This is a genomic window from Mesorhizobium sp. M0018, from assembly GCF_040323955.1.
GTDB lineage: Bacteria > Pseudomonadota > Alphaproteobacteria > Rhizobiales > Rhizobiaceae > Mesorhizobium.
Genome location: NZ_JAMYVL010000015.1, coordinates 94,666 through 111,878, shown reverse-complemented (window position 1 = coordinate 111,878; position 17,213 = coordinate 94,666). Strand labels below are relative to the sequence as shown.

Annotated in this window: 17 protein-coding genes; 6 read left to right on the top strand and 11 right to left on the bottom strand. The window is 63.4% G+C overall.

The window, feature by feature from the left end:
* Nucleotides 1–22 precede the first annotated feature (22 nt).
* From NKJ81_RS21270 to NKJ81_RS21260, 3 genes are read right to left on the bottom strand one after another with little or no spacing between them, the layout of a single operon-like run.
* Nucleotides 23–736: an urease accessory protein UreH domain-containing protein gene (locus NKJ81_RS21270; RefSeq protein ID WP_352541628.1), complete on the bottom strand. Its 714-nt coding sequence runs from the start codon at nt 734–736 to the stop codon at nt 23–25.
* A gap of 30 nt (nt 737–766) precedes the next feature.
* Nucleotides 767–1,789 carry a cation diffusion facilitator family transporter gene (locus NKJ81_RS21265; RefSeq protein ID WP_352541627.1) on the bottom strand — a complete coding sequence of 341 codons (1,023 nt, stop codon included), beginning with the start codon at nt 1,787–1,789 and terminating at the stop codon, nt 767–769.
* The gene (locus tag NKJ81_RS21260) at nt 1,786–2,049 is read right to left on the bottom strand and encodes a metal-sensing transcriptional repressor (RefSeq protein WP_023719742.1); all 264 of its coding nucleotides are present in this window, start codon (nt 2,047–2,049) and stop codon (nt 1,786–1,788) included. The genes NKJ81_RS21265 and NKJ81_RS21260 overlap by 4 nt, the downstream gene beginning before the upstream one ends.
* Nucleotides 2,050–2,153: 104 nt before the next feature.
* Here NKJ81_RS21260 and NKJ81_RS21255 point away from each other — a divergent pair, with 104 nt between their 5' ends.
* The gene (locus NKJ81_RS21255; RefSeq protein WP_352541626.1) at nt 2,154–2,825 is read left to right on the top strand and encodes a TIGR02117 family protein; all 672 of its coding nucleotides are present in this window, start codon (nt 2,154–2,156) and stop codon (nt 2,823–2,825) included.
* A 229-nt stretch (nt 2,826–3,054) separates the two neighbouring features.
* Here NKJ81_RS21255 and NKJ81_RS21250 read toward each other — a convergent pair whose 3' ends face one another.
* Nucleotides 3,055–4,287 (bottom strand): FAD-dependent monooxygenase, encoded by a 1,233-nt coding sequence (locus NKJ81_RS21250; RefSeq protein ID WP_352541625.1) that lies wholly within the window; start codon nt 4,285–4,287, stop codon nt 3,055–3,057.
* A 19-nt stretch (nt 4,288–4,306) separates the two neighbouring features.
* On the bottom strand, nt 4,307–4,552 hold the full coding sequence (locus NKJ81_RS21245; protein ID WP_254820632.1) for a zinc-finger domain-containing protein: 246 nt from the start codon (nt 4,550–4,552) through the stop codon (nt 4,307–4,309).
* Nucleotides 4,553–4,701: 149 nt separating this feature from the next.
* Here NKJ81_RS21245 and NKJ81_RS21240 point away from each other — a divergent pair, with 149 nt between their 5' ends.
* The gene (locus tag NKJ81_RS21240) at nt 4,702–6,903 is read left to right on the top strand and encodes an RNA degradosome polyphosphate kinase (protein ID WP_352541624.1); all 2,202 of its coding nucleotides are present in this window, start codon (nt 4,702–4,704) and stop codon (nt 6,901–6,903) included.
* The gene (gene ppx / locus NKJ81_RS21235; RefSeq protein WP_352541623.1) at nt 6,903–8,435 is read left to right on the top strand and encodes an exopolyphosphatase; all 1,533 of its coding nucleotides are present in this window, start codon (nt 6,903–6,905) and stop codon (nt 8,433–8,435) included. Before NKJ81_RS21240 ends, ppx begins: the two co-directional genes overlap by 1 nt.
* Before the next feature lie 245 nt (nt 8,436–8,680).
* Here the strand turns inward: ppx and NKJ81_RS21230 are convergent, their stop codons facing one another.
* The 5 genes from NKJ81_RS21230 to betI form a co-directional block, all read right to left on the bottom strand.
* Complete coding sequence (locus NKJ81_RS21230; RefSeq protein ID WP_352472645.1) at nt 8,681–9,112, bottom strand: DoxX family protein; 432 nt, start codon at nt 9,110–9,112, stop codon at nt 8,681–8,683.
* A 140-nt stretch (nt 9,113–9,252) separates the two neighbouring features.
* Nucleotides 9,253–9,687 carry a DoxX family protein gene (locus tag NKJ81_RS21225; RefSeq protein WP_352501902.1) on the bottom strand — a complete coding sequence of 145 codons (435 nt, stop codon included), beginning with the start codon at nt 9,685–9,687 and terminating at the stop codon, nt 9,253–9,255.
* Nucleotides 9,688–9,846: 159 nt separating this feature from the next.
* Nucleotides 9,847–11,244, bottom strand: a complete 1,398-nt coding sequence (gene fumC, locus NKJ81_RS21220; protein WP_352501903.1) for a class II fumarate hydratase — start codon at nt 11,242–11,244, stop codon at nt 9,847–9,849.
* A gap of 267 nt (nt 11,245–11,511) precedes the next feature.
* Nucleotides 11,512–12,270: an SDR family NAD(P)-dependent oxidoreductase gene (locus NKJ81_RS21215; protein WP_352541622.1), complete on the bottom strand. Its 759-nt coding sequence runs from the start codon at nt 12,268–12,270 to the stop codon at nt 11,512–11,514.
* A gap of 112 nt (nt 12,271–12,382) precedes the next feature.
* The gene (betI, locus tag NKJ81_RS21210; RefSeq protein ID WP_352541621.1) at nt 12,383–13,021 is read right to left on the bottom strand and encodes a choline-binding transcriptional repressor BetI; all 639 of its coding nucleotides are present in this window, start codon (nt 13,019–13,021) and stop codon (nt 12,383–12,385) included.
* Between the two features lie 86 nt (nt 13,022–13,107).
* Between betI and choX the strand changes: the two genes are divergently transcribed.
* From choX to NKJ81_RS21195, 3 genes are read left to right on the top strand one after another with little or no spacing between them, the layout of a single operon-like run.
* Nucleotides 13,108–14,043, top strand: coding sequence for a choline ABC transporter substrate-binding protein (gene choX / locus NKJ81_RS21205; protein WP_352541620.1), 936 nt, complete (start codon nt 13,108–13,110; stop codon nt 14,041–14,043).
* On the top strand, nt 14,040–14,900 hold the full coding sequence (locus NKJ81_RS21200) for an alpha/beta fold hydrolase (RefSeq protein WP_352541619.1): 861 nt from the start codon (nt 14,040–14,042) through the stop codon (nt 14,898–14,900). Before choX ends, NKJ81_RS21200 begins: the two co-directional genes overlap by 4 nt.
* 8 nt (nt 14,901–14,908) lie before the next feature.
* Nucleotides 14,909–16,357, top strand: a complete 1,449-nt coding sequence (locus tag NKJ81_RS21195; RefSeq protein ID WP_352541618.1) for an amidase — start codon at nt 14,909–14,911, stop codon at nt 16,355–16,357.
* A gap of 46 nt (nt 16,358–16,403) precedes the next feature.
* On the opposite strand, the gene NKJ81_RS21190 is transcribed toward NKJ81_RS21195, so the two are convergent.
* On the bottom strand, nt 16,404–17,198 hold the full coding sequence (locus NKJ81_RS21190; protein ID WP_352541617.1) for an NIPSNAP family protein: 795 nt from the start codon (nt 17,196–17,198) through the stop codon (nt 16,404–16,406).
* Nucleotides 17,199–17,213: the final 15 nt, after the last annotated feature.

Genomic DNA, 17,213 nt, shown 5'->3' with positions numbered 1-17,213 from the left:
GTGGCTGGGGCCAAATTTTCTCTCAAGCTGAGGTGATCTGCCAGACAGCGACGCCGGCAAGGGCGAGACCGGCGGCGCCCTCGATGGCCCGGGAGATGGTTTCGAACAGCCGTGGCTGGCGCGCGAAAAACTGAACAAGCCGTTCCCGAAACACGATCGACAACACGGCGACGCAGGACAGCGTCAGCGCCACGCCGACCATCATTGTGATGGCAAACAGGACGCCCGCTGCCGGAACACCCCTGGACATCGCGAAAGTCATCGCGAAAAGCGTAAGCGGACATGGGATCAGGCCTGCCATGACGCCGACAGCCTCGCCCTCGTGCCTGTGGTGATGGCTGTGGCTCAAAGCGCGCCAGAGCGTCCAGATGCCAATGAGGCCGAGCAGCCCGCGACTGGTGTGCTCCAGAAGCGGAGCGCGGCCGACGCTGCCCAATGCTATTGAGACCAGTGGCAGCGAGAGAGCCGCAATCAGAACGGCAATCGTCACATGCGTGAACGATAGCGTGATAGATACGAGCAGACCACGCGAGACCTTCGCATCCGAACCGGCAAGATGAGTCGCCAGGACGGCCTTGCTGTGCCCCGGCGTCAGCGCATGGGCAGCCCCGAACACGACGCCCATCGGCAGGAAGGCCACGAACGCCAGCCAATTGCCTCCGGCCGCAAGCAGTTTGATCTGTTCGCCGAGCGTCAGATAGATCGTGCGCTGAAATTCGACGAGCGTCTGGAACATCGGACAAGACTAGCAGAAAATCGGCGAGCGTCAGTGCATGTGGCCGTGGTCATGCGTGTGCTCGTGAGGATGGTCGTTCTCTCCACGTTCCGTTGAAAACCGCACATTCGCCTCAGCCAGGGCGGGCATATGCTGGGATAGTTCGTCCTTCAGCGCTGCGGCGATCTTGTTGGCCGCCGACAGCGGCAGGGTTTCGTCCGCGGCAATTGCGATGTCGGCGTGCAATCTATGACCGATCCAGCGCGCCTTGGCATCGACAATGCGCGCGCCCGGAACATGCTCGGCGGCATGTCGGATTTCGTCTATCACACCGGGTTCGATTCCATCCAGCATGCGGGTCAGCACCGAGCGGGCCGATTGCCAGACGATACCGAAGATCGCAATCGTGATCAGCAGGCCGACGATCGGATCGGCCAAGGAAAAGCCAAACCAGACGCCGATGGCTCCGATGACCACGGCAAGGCTGGTAAGTCCATCTGTGCGGGCGTGGTAGCCGTCGGCAATCAGTGCCGCGCTGTTGATTTCGCGGCCGACGCGGATACGGAACACGGCAACCGCCTCGTTGCCGAGGAAGCCGACAATGCCCGCCGCAGTCAGCCAGCCCAGGTGTGTCACCGCTTGTGGATTGATCAGCCTGTCGATGGCTTGGTAGGCAGCGACTACAGCGCTGAACAGGATGATGAGCACGATGATGATGCCGGCCAGATCCTCGACCCGGCCCAAGCCATACGTGAAGATCCGCGACGGCTTGCGCCGCGCCAGAACGAACGCAATCCAGAGCGGGATCGCCGTGGTCGCGTCGCCGATGTTATGGATCGTGTCGGCCAGCAATGCCACGCTCCCCGACAACGCAACCACGACCATCTGCAATGCCGCGGTGATGGCCAGGATCACGAACGACCATTTGATTGCCCAGATGCCCCGGTCGGTGGTGGCAATTGTCGCGTCGATGACGCCATGGCTGTGACCGTGCGGACCGTGATCGCCGTGATGATGTGCGGCGTGCGAGCCGAACCCGAGCCAGTCCAGAATGCGGGCTACGATGGCATTCATAGATATTTCGCCAGCTGCTTGAGTTCCGCCAGCGAGTTGCCGCCGGTTTCGACGCTGTCGGTCAGGCAATGCTCGATGTGATCGTTGATCAGCTCGCGCTTGGCGCTGCTGATGGCCCTTTCGACGGCATGAAGCTGCTGCGCCAAGTCAACGCAAGGGCGATGCGCCTCGATCATCGCCAGCACCGCCGCAAGGTGGCCTTGCGCGCGCTTCAGGCGCTTTATGATGGAAGGATGCGAGGCGTGGAGGTGATCTGACATGCCTCAGCGTATCCTCCCGGGGAGGATACGCGTCAAGCTCTAAGTCAGCTGTGCAACTTTCGGAGGGGCTTCACCTTGAGCATTGCTTGTTCTATGCCTTTCCCATGAAGAAGCTTGCCCGTTTTCTTGGCCTGCTGGTCGTTGCAGCAGTCCTTGCGGTGGCATTGGGCACACTGCTGCCGCGCCCGCTCTGGCCGGCGGCAGTTGCCGATCCGATCGGCTCAAGCCACCGCATCCTGGTGCTGAAAAATCCGATCCACACCGACATCGCCATCCCGGTCGACGACGATGTGCGCCGGCGCTTCCATTTCCTGGTCGATGCCGGCATTCCAGCAGACGTGGCGGAGGTCCGCTACATCGTCTTCGGCTGGGGCGGCCGCGCCTTCTATCTCGAGACGCCGACCTGGTCGGAACTGAAGGCAGTGCCGGTGATGAAGGCGCTGACCGTCGATGCCTCGGTGATGCATGTCGACATTTCAGGCGAAATCGCCGAGCCGCATCCCGACGTCGCCGGCTTCGACATCGGCGAGGAGCGGTTTACGGCGCTGCTCGATTACATTGCGGGAAGCTTCCGGCAGGGACCGAGCGGGGCCATGCCGATCGAGAATGCGGCGTATTCCCGTTTCGATCGTTTCTTCGAAGGCAATGGCCGTTTCAACGCGCTGGTCGGCTGCAACACCTGGGCGGCGGCGGCACTGCGCATCGCCGGGCTGCGCACCGGCTGGTGGAACCCGCTGCCGGCATCGCTCGGCCTGTCGATGCGGCTTTACAATTGAAGAGGGTTCCGGCTGATCAACGCCGCGATCCTTCGCGCCCCCCTCTGTCCTGCCGGACATCTCCCCACGAGGGGGGAGATTAGCGGCTTCGGCGGCTTGCTAGGTCATGCAACCTTGAAGATTGGCGAAAGCCAATGTGATGGCCAATCTCCCCCCAAGTGGGAGAGATGTCCGGCAGGACAGAGAGGGGTGCTGTCCAGGGCGCTGTCCCTCCAGCCTGTCGTGCGTATCATCGCGCGCCATCGTCCAACGCCCGCCAGCCGTAGAGCCAGTCGAGATCGGCGGCGAGTTTTTCGGGCGAGCGCATCGCCAGGAACAGGTTGCGGGCCATCGCCACCGGCCCAGCCGCATGCCAGGCGAGGCGATTGACGGCGCCGCGGCGGGCGACCTGGGCGACGCGCGGCCGCCGCGCCTGTTCCCAGGCGGCAAGCGCCCCCTCAAGATCGGCTGTGGAGGCCGCAACGAAGCCGGCAAGCGTCGCCGCGTCCTCGATCGCCATCGCCGCGCCCTGTGCGGCAAACGGCGTCATCGCGTGCGCCGCATCGCCGATCAGCGCGATGCCTTGCGGCGTCGTCCACCGCCGCTGCTCGACTATGTGGATCGGCCATGCCGTCCACGGCGCCGCCTCGTTCGCCAGGCGGACCAGCGCCGGCGCGGTACCACGCATGGCGCTGGCGAGGCTGGCGGGGTCGGCATACCCCGACCAGCCTTCGGCGATGCGCTCGCCCTTGGTGAAGGCAGCGAGGTTGAAGGCAGTGCCACGGCTGACCGGATAGGCGACCATATGGAAGCCGGGATAGAGGAATGCAGTAACGCAATCGGGCGCACCGATCGCTGCTAAGGTTTGTCCGGCGGGGCTGTCGGCGGCCACCGTGGCGCGCCAGGCAAGCTCGCCCGAAAACCGGCTTCTCCGGAAATCGGCTGCGTTGCGGGCAAGCGTTTCTCGCACCGACGACCAGACGCCATCGGCGCCGATCAAAAGACAGCCAGCCTCGACCGTGTCGCCATCAGCCGATGCAGTGACGGTAACACCTTTCGATCCGGCTGCGATGTCGGTCACCCGCGCGCCGGCGATCAGATCGATACCGGGCTGCTCCGAAACTCGCTGCATCAGCGCTGACTGCAGATCCGCGCGGTGGGCAACGAGATAGGGCGCTCCCCAGCGCGTGTCGGCCGCCTGGCCAAGCGGTACGCGCGCCAGCTTGCGCAGCGTGGCGGCATCCTTGAGCACGACTGCCTCCGGCCGCACCGCCGTCGCCAGCAGCCGATCGAGTACGCCGAGCTGCCGTAGGATGCGCGTCGCGTTGGGCGAAAGCTGGATACCGGCGCCGGCAGCCTCGAGGTGCTGCGCCTGTTCGAACAGTTTTACCCGATAGCCGCGCTCGGCGAAGGCCAGTGCCGCGGTCAGCCCGGCGACGCCCGCCCCGGCGATGACCACCTGCCGGGACTGCGTTTCCTGCATCAGGCTTGTCGCGGAAGAATCAGGCGGCCTGGTCGATATAGAGGCAGCCCGGCGGCTGCGTTTCCAATGCCTTCAGTTTCGGCGAATAGCGATAGAGCGTCGAGCAATAGGGGCAGACCTTTTCATTGTCGTCGCCCATGTCGAGAAATACATGCGGATGGTCGAAAGGCGGATTGGCGCCGGTGCACATGAATTCCTTGACGCCGATGTCGATTGCCGGGTAGCCCGCATCGTTCTGGAAATGGGGAATGGAACCGCCTGCCATCGTCGTCTCCTGATCTCGTCGATTGCATCTGGATCATAACCCGTCTCTTTGCAAGATCGATGAAATGAAACTGTCGCAAAAGCCTGTCAGAGGATAAGTTAAGCCGGTTAAGGCTGTGCTCGTCGAACGGTGTGGGAAGAGCGGGAACCATGAACGAACTGAAGCCGGTGCAGAACGAATTCATCACCGTCGAGGCGGCGAGCCCCGAAGGCGGCAATCCCGATCGCTTCGTCAATCGCGAGTTTTCCTGGCTGCAATTCAACCGGCGCGTGCTCGAGGAATCGCTGAACGCCAATCACCCGCTGCTCGAGCGCGTTCGCTTCCTGTCGATATCGGCCGCCAACCTCGACGAGTTCTTCATGGTCCGCGTCGCTGGTCTTGCCGGCCAGGTGCGCGAAGGCATCGTGCTGAAGAGCCCGGATGGGCGCACTCCCGAGCAGCAGCTCGAACAATTGCTGCGCGAGGTCGAGCGCCTGCAGGAGGACCAGCAGAACAGCCTTTCGGCGCTGATGCTGCTGCTCGACAAACAAGGCATCGAAAGCATCACCCGCGATGGCCTGACCAAGGACGAGAAGACCTGGCTCGAGGACCATTTCCAGGAGCAGGTATTTCCGGTCCTGACGCCGCTGTCGATCGACCCGGCGCATCCGTTTCCGTTCATTCCCAATCTCGGTTTCTCGATGGCGCTGCAATTGCGCCATCGCAAGAACGGCGAGGAAATGAGCGCGCTTCTGCGCCTGCCGGTGGCACTGAGGCGCTTCATCCGTTTGCCGGATCGCAAGCATCATGTCCGCTTCATTCCACTCGAAGAGGCGGTCAGTCTCTATATCGGCAAGCTGTTCCCCGGCTATGAGGTCAAGGGCTCCGGCACGTTCCGCATCATCCGCGACAGCGATATCGAGGTCGAGGAAGAATCAGAGGATCTGGTGCGGCTGTTCGAGACGGCGCTGAAGCGCCGACGCCGCGGCTCGGTCATCCGCATCGAGTTCGACCGGCTGATGCCGGCCGAATTGCGCGATTTCGTCGCCGGCGAGCTCGGCGTCTCGGCAAGCCGCATCAGCGTGCTCACCGGTCCGCTGGCGCTCAGCCAGATCTCGGAGATCGTCGCCGTCGCCCGCGACGATCTGAAATTCACCCCCTACAATCCCCGCTTTCCCGAGCGCATCCGCGAGCATGGCGGCGATTGTTTTGCCGCGATCCGCGAGAAGGACATCATCGTCCACCATCCTTACGAATCTTTCGACGTGGTGGTGCAGTTCCTGCGCCAGGCAATGGCCGACCCGGAAGTGGTGGCGATCAAGCAGACGCTCTACCGCACCTCCAACGACAGCCCGATCGTACGCGCTCTGGTCGACGCCGCCGAGGCCGGCAAGTCGGTGACGGCGCTGGTCGAGCTCAAGGCGCGCTTCGACGAGGAGGCCAACATCCGCTGGGCGCGCGACCTCGAGCGCGCCGGCGTCCAGGTCGTCTTCGGTTTCCTCGAGCTCAAGACCCATGCGAAAATGTCGCTGGTGGTGCGGCGCGAGGATGGCAGGCTGCGCAATTACGTGCATCTGGGCACCGGCAACTACCACCCGGTCACGGCACGCATCTACACCGACCTGTCCTTCTTCACCACCGATCCGACGATCGCGCGCGATGTCGCCCAATTGTTCAACTTCATCACCGGCTATGCCGAGCCGGCCGAGCAGATGCGGCTGGCCATCTCGCCGTTTACGCTGCGCGACCGCATCCTCCAGCACATTTCGGATGAGATCAGCCACGCGCTGGAGGGCAGGCCGGCCCGCATCTGGATGAAGATGAACGCCTTGGTCGACCCGATCGTCATCGATGCGCTCTACGATGCCAGCCGCGCCGGCGTCGAGATCGATCTCGTCGTGCGCGGCATCTGCTGCCTGAGACCGCAGGTGCCCGGCCTATCGGAGAACATTAGGGTGAAGTCGATCGTCGGCCGTTTCCTCGAGCACAGCCGCATCTATTGCTTCGGCAACGGCCACGGCCTGCCCTCGGACGGGGCGATCGTCTATATCTCCTCGGCCGATCTGATGCCGCGCAATCTCGACCGCCGCGTCGAGACCATGGTGCCGATCACCAATCCAACTGTGCATGAACAGGTGCTCGGCCAGATCATGCTCGGCAACATCATGGACAACCAGCAAAGTTTCGACGTATTGGCTGACGGAACCTCCCGGCGCGTCGTGCTGGAGGAGGGCGAGGAACCGTTCAACGCGCAGGAATATTTCATGACCAATCCGAGCCTGTCCGGACGGGGCGATGCGTTGAAGTCGCATGCGCCCAAGCGCATCGCGCAGTTCAAGCGCCGCAAGAAACAGAACGCAGCGACGGGCTGATGATTTCAGCGTCCCAGGGCCGGCTTCAGGACCGCCGACCGCTGTCCATCATCGATATCGGATCGAACTCGATCCGTCTTGTCATCTATGAGGGGCTGGCGCGTTCGCCGACCTTGCTGTTCAACGAAAAGATGCTGGCCGGCCTCGGCCGCGGCATCGTTTCGACCGGAAAGCTCGATCCCGAGGCGGTGACGCGCTCGATGGAAGAGTTCCGCCGTTTCCGCGCACTCTCCGACCAGGCCGGCGCCGAGCGCATATATGTGCTGGCGACCGCCGCCGCTCGCGAGGCCGTCAACGGCCCCGACTTCATCCACCGCGCCGAGGATGTGCTCAAGACCGAGATCCAGGTGCTGAGCGGCCGCGAGGAAGCCCATTATTCGGCGCTCGGCGTCATTTCCGGTTTCCATCCGGCCAACGGCATCGCCGGCGATCTTGGCGGCGGCAGCCTCGAGCTGATCGACATCGATGGTGAGACGATCGGTGACGGCATCACGCTGCCGTTGGGCGGCCTGCGCCTGCAGGACATGGCGAAGAACTCGCTGACCCAGGCGGCAAGGATCACGCGCGAGCAACTGGCGCGGGCGAAATTGCTGAAGGGCGGGCAGGGCAGGGCGTTCTACACGGTCGGCGGCACCTGGCGAAATCTCGCCCGGCTACACATGGAAATGACCAACTACCCGCTAGGCGTCATGCACCATTACGAGATCGGCATCGAAAGCGCCGCGAACTTCCTCCGGCAGGTTGCTAAGGCCGAGATCGACAAGATCAAAGGCATCGAGGGCATCTCCAAGAACCGCCGCTCGCTGCTGCCCTATGGCGCCATCGTGCTGCAGGAGATCATGGCGGCGATGCAGCCGTCGAAGATCATCGTCTCGGCGCTGGGCGTGCGCGAGGGCTTTCTCTATTCGCTGCTCGACAAGGCCGAGCAGAAAGCCGATCCGCTGATCTCGGCGGCGGAAGAGCTTGCCCGCCTGCGCTCGCGCTCGGTCGACCACGCGCATGAGCTTGTCGAGTGGACCGGCAAGGCGTTCGCCGCCTTCGGCATCGACGAGACCAGGGATGAGGCGCGCTACCGCCACGCCGCCTGCCTGCTCGCCGATATCGGCTGGCGTGCCCATCCCGAATATCGCGGCAAGCAATCGCTCAACATCATCGCCCACGCCTCGTTCATCGGCGTCGATCATCCCGGCCGCGCCTTCCTGGCGCTTGTCAGCCTGTTTCGCCACGAGGGCGTGTTCAATGAAGCCGCTCCGGAAATCCGCGGACTGGCGACACCGCGCTATCTCGAACGGGCCCGCGTGCTGGCGGCGCTGCTGCGCGTCGTCTATCTCCTGACGGCGGCAATGCCCGGCGTCATGTCGCGACTGAAATGGGAAAACCGCGGCAATGGCGTGCTGGCGCTGGTGCTGCCGGCAGCACTGGCCGATCTTTACGGCGAGCGGCCCGCCGGCCGGCTGGCACAACTGGCAAGGGTCACCAATCGCCGGCTGGTGCTGGCGGTCGAGGGCGGGCCTAGCATGTCGGTGAAGTAGTGTCTCAGCCAGGCAATCGCTTCAGGTCTGCGCCGCCCCTCATCTGCCTGCCGGCATCTTCTCCCCGTATAGTGACGGGGAGAAGGGCACCTTCGCAAAGGATTTCGCTCACCTCCAGCGTTGCAGTAACGGTGCCGAGATCTCGGCCAGCTTCCTTCTCCCCGTCACTATACGGGGAGAAGTGCCCGGCAGGGCGATGAGGGGCAGCGCCGACTTCGACAATTGGACGGTCGAGAAAGCTGGATCTAGACTGAAGCAATTCCTCTGGATCCCACCGCAGCCATCCGGCCGTCGGCCGACCATGCACCCGCGCCAGCCATCGCCAGCGCCAGAAAACCGCCTGATATCGCGATGTCCTTCATCAGCATCTGCGAATGCATGAAGGTCAGCGTCGGATCGCCGCCGCCCTGGCCATAGTGGCCGATGAACGCTGTCGCGACGCAAAAGGCGGCGAGCAGCAGCGCCACGATCGGCGTCTTGAAGCCGACGAGGATGAGCAGCCCGGCGATCAGTTCGAACAGCCCGGTGCCCCAGGCAGCCAGCGTCGGCAGCGGCAGGCCAAGGCCGGCGAAATAGCCGGTCGTGCCGGCAATGTCGGTCAGCGCGTGGAAGCCGGACGGCACGAACAGTGCGGCGAACAGCAGTCGGGAAAGCAAAAGCAGCGCATTGCGGGGCATGGTAACCTCCGTTGTCGGCCGGGTGGCCAAGAGCCCGATCCTAGCAGAATTCCGGTCAGCGGACCGACAGGCACAAACGACAACGAAAAAGGGGCGCGGAAAATTCCGCGCCCCTTTTGTTCAGGAAATGCTGGACTGCTTCAGCCGCGCTTGGCGTCGATCGAATACGCGCCTGGGCCCGAGGAGGCGAGCACGAGGAAGCCGCCGGCAATGCCGAGGTTCTTCATGAAATTGATCATCTGCATCTGATCGGCCCAGCCGGTGTGGGCGACCAGGGCGGTGGCGACGGTGAAAATCGCCATTACCCAGCCGACGATCCGGGTCTGGAAGCCGACGAGGATGGCCAGGCCGCCAAGCAGTTCGATAAGGCCGACGACAATGGCGGTCACCATCGGCAGCGGCAGGCCAAGGCTGCCGAAATAGCCGGCGGTGCCGGCAATCGCCGTCAGCTTGCCGAAACCCGAAAGCAGGAAGATGACCGAAAGCAGGATGCGGCCGAGCAGGATCGTGCCCGAGGCGCCGGCGGCGGTGCCGGAACCGGCAAACGAAGTATTGGCGGACGTGTTGGTGGACATGCGTAACTCTCCAGAAGGATTTGGCCAAACGGCTTGGGATACCCGTCTAGTTAGCGCAGGCCGACTGTTCACCAAAGATGCCAGATTGGTTACGGATTGTTCACCAAGGTAACGTTTTCGCGATCAACATGGGTGTTGAGATCCAGGCATATCAACGCCCTAGCCTGGATGCGTCATGTCCTCCGGCCGCACCAGCCGCTCATAATCGGCTTCGCTGACCAGCCCGGTGGCCAGCGCTTCCTGGCGCAGCGTGGTGCCGTTCTTGTGCGCCGCCTTGGCGATCTTGGCGGCGTTGTCGTAGCCGATCGTCGGCGCAAGCGCCGTCACCAGCATCAGCGAACGGTCGAGTGCTGCCTTGATGTTGTCTTCGCGGGCCTCGATGCCGACGACGCAATTGTCGGTGAACGACACGGAAGCGTCGGCCAGCAGCTGTACCGATTGCAGGAAACAATAGGCCATCAGCGGATTGTATACGTTGAGCTCGAAATGGCCCTGGCTGCCGGCGAAGCTGATCGCCGCATTGTTGCCGAACACCTGCACGCAAACCTGCGTCATCGCCTCGCATTGGGTCGGATTGACCTTGCCCGGCATGATCGAGGAGCCCGGTTCGTTTTCCGGCAGCGACAATTCGCCGAGGCCCGAACGCGGGCCGGAGCCGAGCAGGCGGATGTCGTTGGCGATCTTGAACAGCGCCGCCGCGCAGGCATTGATGGCGCCGTGCGAGAAGACCATGGAATCATGCGCGGCCAGCGCCTCGAACTTGTTCGGCGCGGTGACGAAATCGATGCCGGTGATCGCGGCGATGCGCGCCGCCACCTTTTCGGCAAAACCGACCGGCGCATTGAGGCCGGTGCCGACCGCGGTGCCGCCCTGCGCCAGCTCCTGCAGGCCGGGCAGGGTCATTTCGATGCGCTTGACCGACGAGGCGACCTGCGCCGCGTAGCCGGAGAATTCCTGGCCAAGCGTCAGCGGCGTCGCGTCCTGGGTGTGGGTGCGGCCGATCTTGACGATGTGGGCGAAAGCCCTGGTCTTGGCCTCGAGTGCCTTATGCAAATGTCTTAGCGCCGGCAGCAGGTCGTGAGTGATGCGCTCGGCGCAGGCGATGTGCATGGCCGTCGGATAGGTGTCGTTCGACGACTGGCTCATGTTGACGTGGTCGTTGGGATGCACCGGCTTCTTCGATCCCATGACGCCGCCCAAAAGCTCGATCGCCCGGTTGGAAATCACCTCATTGGCGTTCATGTTGGACTGGGTGCCTGAGCCTGTCTGCCAGACGACCAGCGGGAAATGCTCGTTCAGCTTGCCGTCGATGACCTCCTGCGAGGCCTCGATGATGGCCTTGCCGATCGCCGGATCGAGCCGCTTCAGCTCCATATTGGCCTCCGCTGCCGCCCGCTTGACGATGCCCAGCGCCCGCACGATCGACGCCGGCTGTTTCTCCCAGCCGATCTTGAAATTGGCAAGCGAACGCTGCGCCTGCGCGCCCCAATAGCGGTCGGCGGCGACCTCGATGGGACCGAACGTGTCGGTTTCGGTTCTGGTCTCTGGCGCGCTCACGAAGTCTCTCCGGTTTGCAATTTGCAAACGGCGTATCGCGTTGCACAAATGCCTTCAAGCGGAGATTGCGGGTGACGGGAATGCAAATCGGTTGAAGGTGCTGGCAATCTCCCCACTTGAGGGGGAGATGTCGCCGAAGGCGACAGAAGGGGGCGGTCAGGTCTTGACGCAACTCCCATAGCGGACGGAACAGGCTGGTGTTCCACGCGAGACGACCCCTCTGGCCTGCCGGCCATCTCCCCCTCGAGGGGGGAGATCGCAACAACCTTACCCCGCCGTGTATCCTCCATCCACGGCGAAGATTCCGCCGCTGGTCCATGCCGCTTCGTCGCTGGCGAGATAGACCGCGATGCCGGCAAGGTCGCTGGTCCGGCCGATGCGGCCGAGCGGATAGCTGCGCTCGACATAGGCCTTGAGCTCGGCTTGCGCGGCCTCAGGCAGGTTTTCGATCGACCTGCGCCGCATCGCTGTGTCGACCGTGCCGGGCGCGATCGCGTTGACCCTTATGCCGCGCGGCCCGAGCTCGAAGGCGAGCGACTTGGTCAGCGAATTGAGCGCGCCCTTCGACAGCGAATAGAGGCTGGACGGCCGCTTCGGGATCATCTTGTGCGCGAAATAGGACGAGATGTTGATCACCGAAGCCGCACCCGGCGCGAGATGCGGCAACAGCCGTTGGGTGAGAAAGAATACCGCCGTGACGTTGAGCGCGAATGACTGCTGGAACTGGTCCTCGCTGACGGTCTCGAACGGCACAAGGAACGCTACGCCGGCATTGTTGACGACGATATCGACAGGTGGGCCGCGCCTGGCATGCTCGACCACGGCATCGATGCCGGCGCTGGCCGACAGGTCGGCCGACAGCGTGTCGACATTATCCCCGAGCTGCTTGCGGGCGGCGTCGAGTTTTTTGCCGTCGCGGCCGACGATCAGCACGTCCGCGCCTTCGCGCAAGAAAGCCTCGGCGATTGCCAGCCCGATCCCGTCCGAGCCGCCGGTGACCAGTGCCCGTTTGCCGCCTAGTCTCATCCAACACTCCCGCGCATTGCCGTCTTGTCTGATAAGCAGAACAGCGCCGTCGCCAATTGTGGTCAAGCCGCCGGCCTATCCTACAATATGAACTTTCGGCTGATGCGCCTGTCTATTCGGCAGCGGCTGCACCGCGCCGAACAGCCAGCCGCGTAGCGACGAAATCCTTGACCTGATGAATGGCCTGTTCACGCGTGACGCTGCCTGGCTGCAGGCCAAGCCGCAACCACAGCCCGTCGATCAGGGCGGTGACGCCGAAAGCGATCTCGTCAGCATCGCGTGCCGGCGCCAGACCGCGCAGGCCAGATAGCAGGTTGGAGCGCATGCGCGCATGGATCACCTTCTGGATGCGGGCAAGCTTTTCGTCGCGCGGCACCTCCGCGCAAAGCGAAAGCCAGGCGTGGCAGAGGGACGGCTGGAAGAGATGCGGCTCGAAATTGCCTTCGATGATGGCCTCTATCCGTTGCATTGGCGTGCGCGCCTGTCTCAGCCGCTCGACCACCGCATGCCGCAGCACCAGGTTCGATTCGCGCATGGCATGCTCGAACAGCTCCCGCTTGCTGTTGAAATAGTGCAGCACGATGCCTTTCGACGCGCCGGCCTGTGCCGCCACTTTTTCTATGGTGGCGCCAGCTATGCCTTCGCGCTGAAGCACGGCAAAGGCGGCTTGCCGCAGCTCCTTGCGGCGTATGTCGCTGAGACGCTTGAGTTTCACGGGCCGGATCCATGCATCGAAAACCGACGTTGACATTTTCGTCCGTCGAGATCAAGAATTGACCAGTGGGACAATATAAAAATCAGGCGGTCAACACTGTTGGTGAAATGAGGAGAACCGAAATGCTTCGTAGCCTTGGAATGGGCGCCTCGCTCTGCGTCCTGCTGGCTAGCCAGCCGGCCTTTGCGGCTGAACTTGAGCAATGCAAGGTCGTGCGCATGGCCGAGCCTGGATGGAACGACCTTGCCTTCACCACCGGCGTCACCAGCGTCTTGCTCGATGCGCTCGGCTACAAGCCGGCAAGCTCGCTTCTGGGCATCAACGTCATCTATGAATCATTGAAGAACAATGATTTGGACCTGTTCCTTGGCTATTGGGATCCGGCGATGATCACCTACTACGAGCCCTATAAGAAGGACGGCTCGGTAGACGATGTGCGCGTCAATCTCGTCGGCGCCAAATACACCTTTGCCGTGCCGACTTACGTTTGGGAGGCCGGCGTCAAGGATTTTGCCGACCTGCAAAAGTTCGCCGACAAGTTCGGCAGGAAGATGTACGGCATCGAGCCGGGCTCCAATCAGCTGATGATGGACGCCATCGCCGATAAGTCGCTCGGCCTCGATGGCTGGCAGGTCGTCGAATCGAGTGAAGCCGGCATGCTTTCCGAGGTCGGCTACGAGATCAAGGAAAAGCGCTTCATCGTCTTCCAGGGCTGGGCGCCGCATCCAATGAACACGATGTACGACTTCAAATATCTGAGCGGCGGCGACAAGTTCTACGGCCCGAACTTCGGCGCCGCGACGGTGACGACGCAGGTGCGCAAGGGCTATCTGCAGCAATGCCCGAATGTCGGGCAGTTGCTGAAGAACCTCGCCTTCGATGTCGATTTCGAAAATCTCGGCATGGGCTATCTCATCAATGACGGTATGAAGCCGGAGGAAGCCGGCCTGAAGGCCCTCAAGGAGAATCCGGATAGGCTCGGCGCCTGGCTTACCGGTGTCACCACATTCGATGGCAAGCCCGCGCTCGACGCAGTCAAGCAGCAGCTCGGCCTGTGATATCGGCCGATCAGGCGGGCTGGAACGGCCGCAAGCGCAGGGTCGGTGCCGGCTGCACTGAAACGGCCTGCGTCGAAATCGCCGGGCAGGAGCCCGCGCTGGTGCTGGTGCACGGCTTCTCCGACACGAGCCGCAGCTTCTCCTTGCTGGCGCCGCATCTCGCCGGGCGCCGGCTTGTCATTCCAGACTTGCGCGGGCATGGCGCCTCGCCGGCCGGGACACGCGGCTTCGCCCCGGCGGATTTCGCGGAAGATGTGGCGAGTTTGATCGAGCGATTGCGGCTCGAGCGGCCGGTTCTGGTCGGGCATTCCCTAGGCAGTATGGTGGCGATCGAGGCAGCCGCGCGCTACGCCGAGATGATCGGCGGCCTGGTGCTGATGGCCGGAACGCTGCGGCCGCAGATCGGTGAGGATCACCCGATGACCATTGGTGTGCGGGCGCTTCGAGACCCGATATCGCCGGCCGATCCGTTCTATGACTATTGGCATGCCTGCGAGGCCGAGGTTCCAGCGGAATTCCTGACCATGACTGCAAAGGAGGCGTCAGCCATGCCGGCGGCACTTTGGTGCGCAATCCTGGAGCAGGTTCGGCGCGTCGATCTGACCGACAAGGCGCGCATGCTGCGCCGGCCGGCGCTTGTCATTGCTGGCGGGCGCGACCTTCTCTTCGACGAAACGCACCAACGGCGGCTCCTCGAAGAAATCCCTAGCGCCGCGTTCGTAAGCGCGGTGCGATGCGGACACAACCCGCACTGGGAGGATCCGGCATTGGTCGCGGCAGCCATCGGCCGGTATTTCAAGGTCGGTACCAAAGCTGGACCCCAGCCGACAGCCGAAGCGACCGGTAGTCCGGGCTGAGAGCAGTCATGAATCTTTCCGAATACGTGGCGTTGGATGCCGTCGCCCTGGCCGGGCATGTTCGCTCTGGCGAATTATCAGCCGTCGAGGTCGTCGAGGCGGCTATCGAAGCGATCGAAAGCATCAATCCCGCCCTCAATGCCGTGACGCTGATCGATGCGGACCGGGCGCTTTCCGTTGCCGCAAGCTGCAACCGGCAGGCGGCACTCGCCGGCATTCCTTTTCTGGTCAAGGACACCGGCGTCAATGTACGGGAGTGGCCGACGACGCACTCGTCGCTCTACTTCAAGGATGCCGCGCCGAAGCCCGACAGCGAGATCGTCCGGCGCTGGCGGGCCGCCGGTCTGATCTTGCTGGGCAAGACAAACACGCCTGAATTTGCCAACGACTTCGTCACCGAACCCAGCTTTCGCGGCCCCACCTCGAACCCCTGGGATCCTTCGCTGACGGCGGGCGGCTCAAGCGGCGGAGCTGCTGCCGCGGTGGCGAGCGGCATGGTGCCGGTCGCCCACGGTTCCGATATCGGCGGATCGATCCGGGTGCCGGCTGCCTGTTGCGGCGTGTTCGGCATGAAGCCGTCGCGCGGGCTCACGCCTGTCGGGCCTGGTCGAGGTCAGGTCGGCGCCGGGCTCTACGCCGAGAACGTGCTGTCCCGCACCGTTCGCGACAGCGCCGCCATGCTGGACATGACTGCCGGTCCAGAGCAAGGAGCGCCTTACTCCGTGTCCAAATCGGTGCCGTCCTACCTGGACTGGCTGTCTTCGCCCGGCGAGCGTCTGCGCGTCGCGTGCCTGGCGCGTCGGCCGGACGGCACGCCAGTCGCGTCCGAGATCGGGGCAAAATTCCAGGAAGCCATGATCCTCCTCGAGGACAGGGGGCACGAGGTCACAGAGGCGCGCTTCCCGCGGGAAGCCAGCGCCGAAGCGGACTGGAGCATCTTCTGGATGTCGGAGGTCGCGCGGCTGGTTGACGAGCGCGCCGACGAGATCGGGCGGATGCCGGAGGCCGGCGAAATCGAAAGCCTGACTCGTCACGCGCTCGACAGTTTTCGGCGATCCTCGGCCGCCGATTATCTCAGGGCGCAGGACCATGTGCACAGCGCTTCGCTGGCGCTGGCGATGGCGTTCGATGGGTTCGACCTGATCATGACGCCGACGACGGCCGACCTGCCGCCCCGGCTTGGCGCCATCCATGGCGATGGTGCTGTCTTCGATTACGGGGCTTGGGCGAGCCGGGCCTACGGCTTTGCGCCTTTCACAGAAATCTTCAACGTCACCGGCCAACCGGCCGCCAGCCTGCCGCTTTTCCAGTCGAAAGACGGCCTGCCGATTGGCATCCAGCTCATTGGCCGCAAGAACGAGGATCACCGGCTGCTGCGCGTTTGCCTTGATCTGGAGCAGGCAACCGCATGGACCACGCGTTACCAGGTGATCCATGGCAGGCATTTTCAGGCGTGAACCAGACAGGGGTTCAGTGCACATAGGTGGCTTTCAACGGCGTTGGTCACGCCGGCGTTGGCTGTCCGAGCAGCGACCGCGCCGTGGGCGCCAGGCGCAGAACCTCCACGGGCCTGGCCAAATCCCGCTGCGCGGCCTGCTCGAACACTTGCCACCCCGGGGATGCGGCCAAGGCTGCCTCGCGGCGGGCATGTGCATCGGCGCTGGCGAAACCGGTGATGCTGATGAAGACGTTTTCGCTGGCCCGCACCGGCAACCGCGGAAAGCTGTTTTCGGCATGCTCGGTAACGAAGGCGGCGAGCGGCGACGCGCCAAATGCGGCGAGCACCGGAAGGGCCGCGGTCTGGAAGTCATTGGCGAAACGGGCTTCCAGGCCCGGTTGCAAATGATGAATCCTGATGACAACAATTGCCTGCAAATCACTGCTTGCGCTCGGTTTTTCGAGGTCCGCCTGGGGTAATCGTAGCGATCCCGAGAGGTCTAGGCCGGCGCCTGGCCAGGCCGGCTTCAGCAGCAGCACGTCGTCAGAATCGATCATCGTGGCGTTGGCGGCGTCGCGCCAGGCAGCCCAGACCGGCCCGTCATAGAAGGCGGTCAGAGCGTTTTTCCGCGCTTCCATACCGTCGAAGCCGCGCAGCCAGACGAACATATCCGGCCGGTCGAGATCGCGGAACTGGCCGATGATGGTCATCCCTGCGGTTTCCTGGCCCTCGATCAGGTGATTGTCGAAGATGCCGATCAGCGTCTCGCGCCTGCCGGGTTTCAGCGTGTATTGCCTGAGTTCGACAACGGGCGAGGCGAGCATATCGGGATTAGGTATGGCGTTCAAAGGCAGGTTCATTGCGCGATCTCCAAA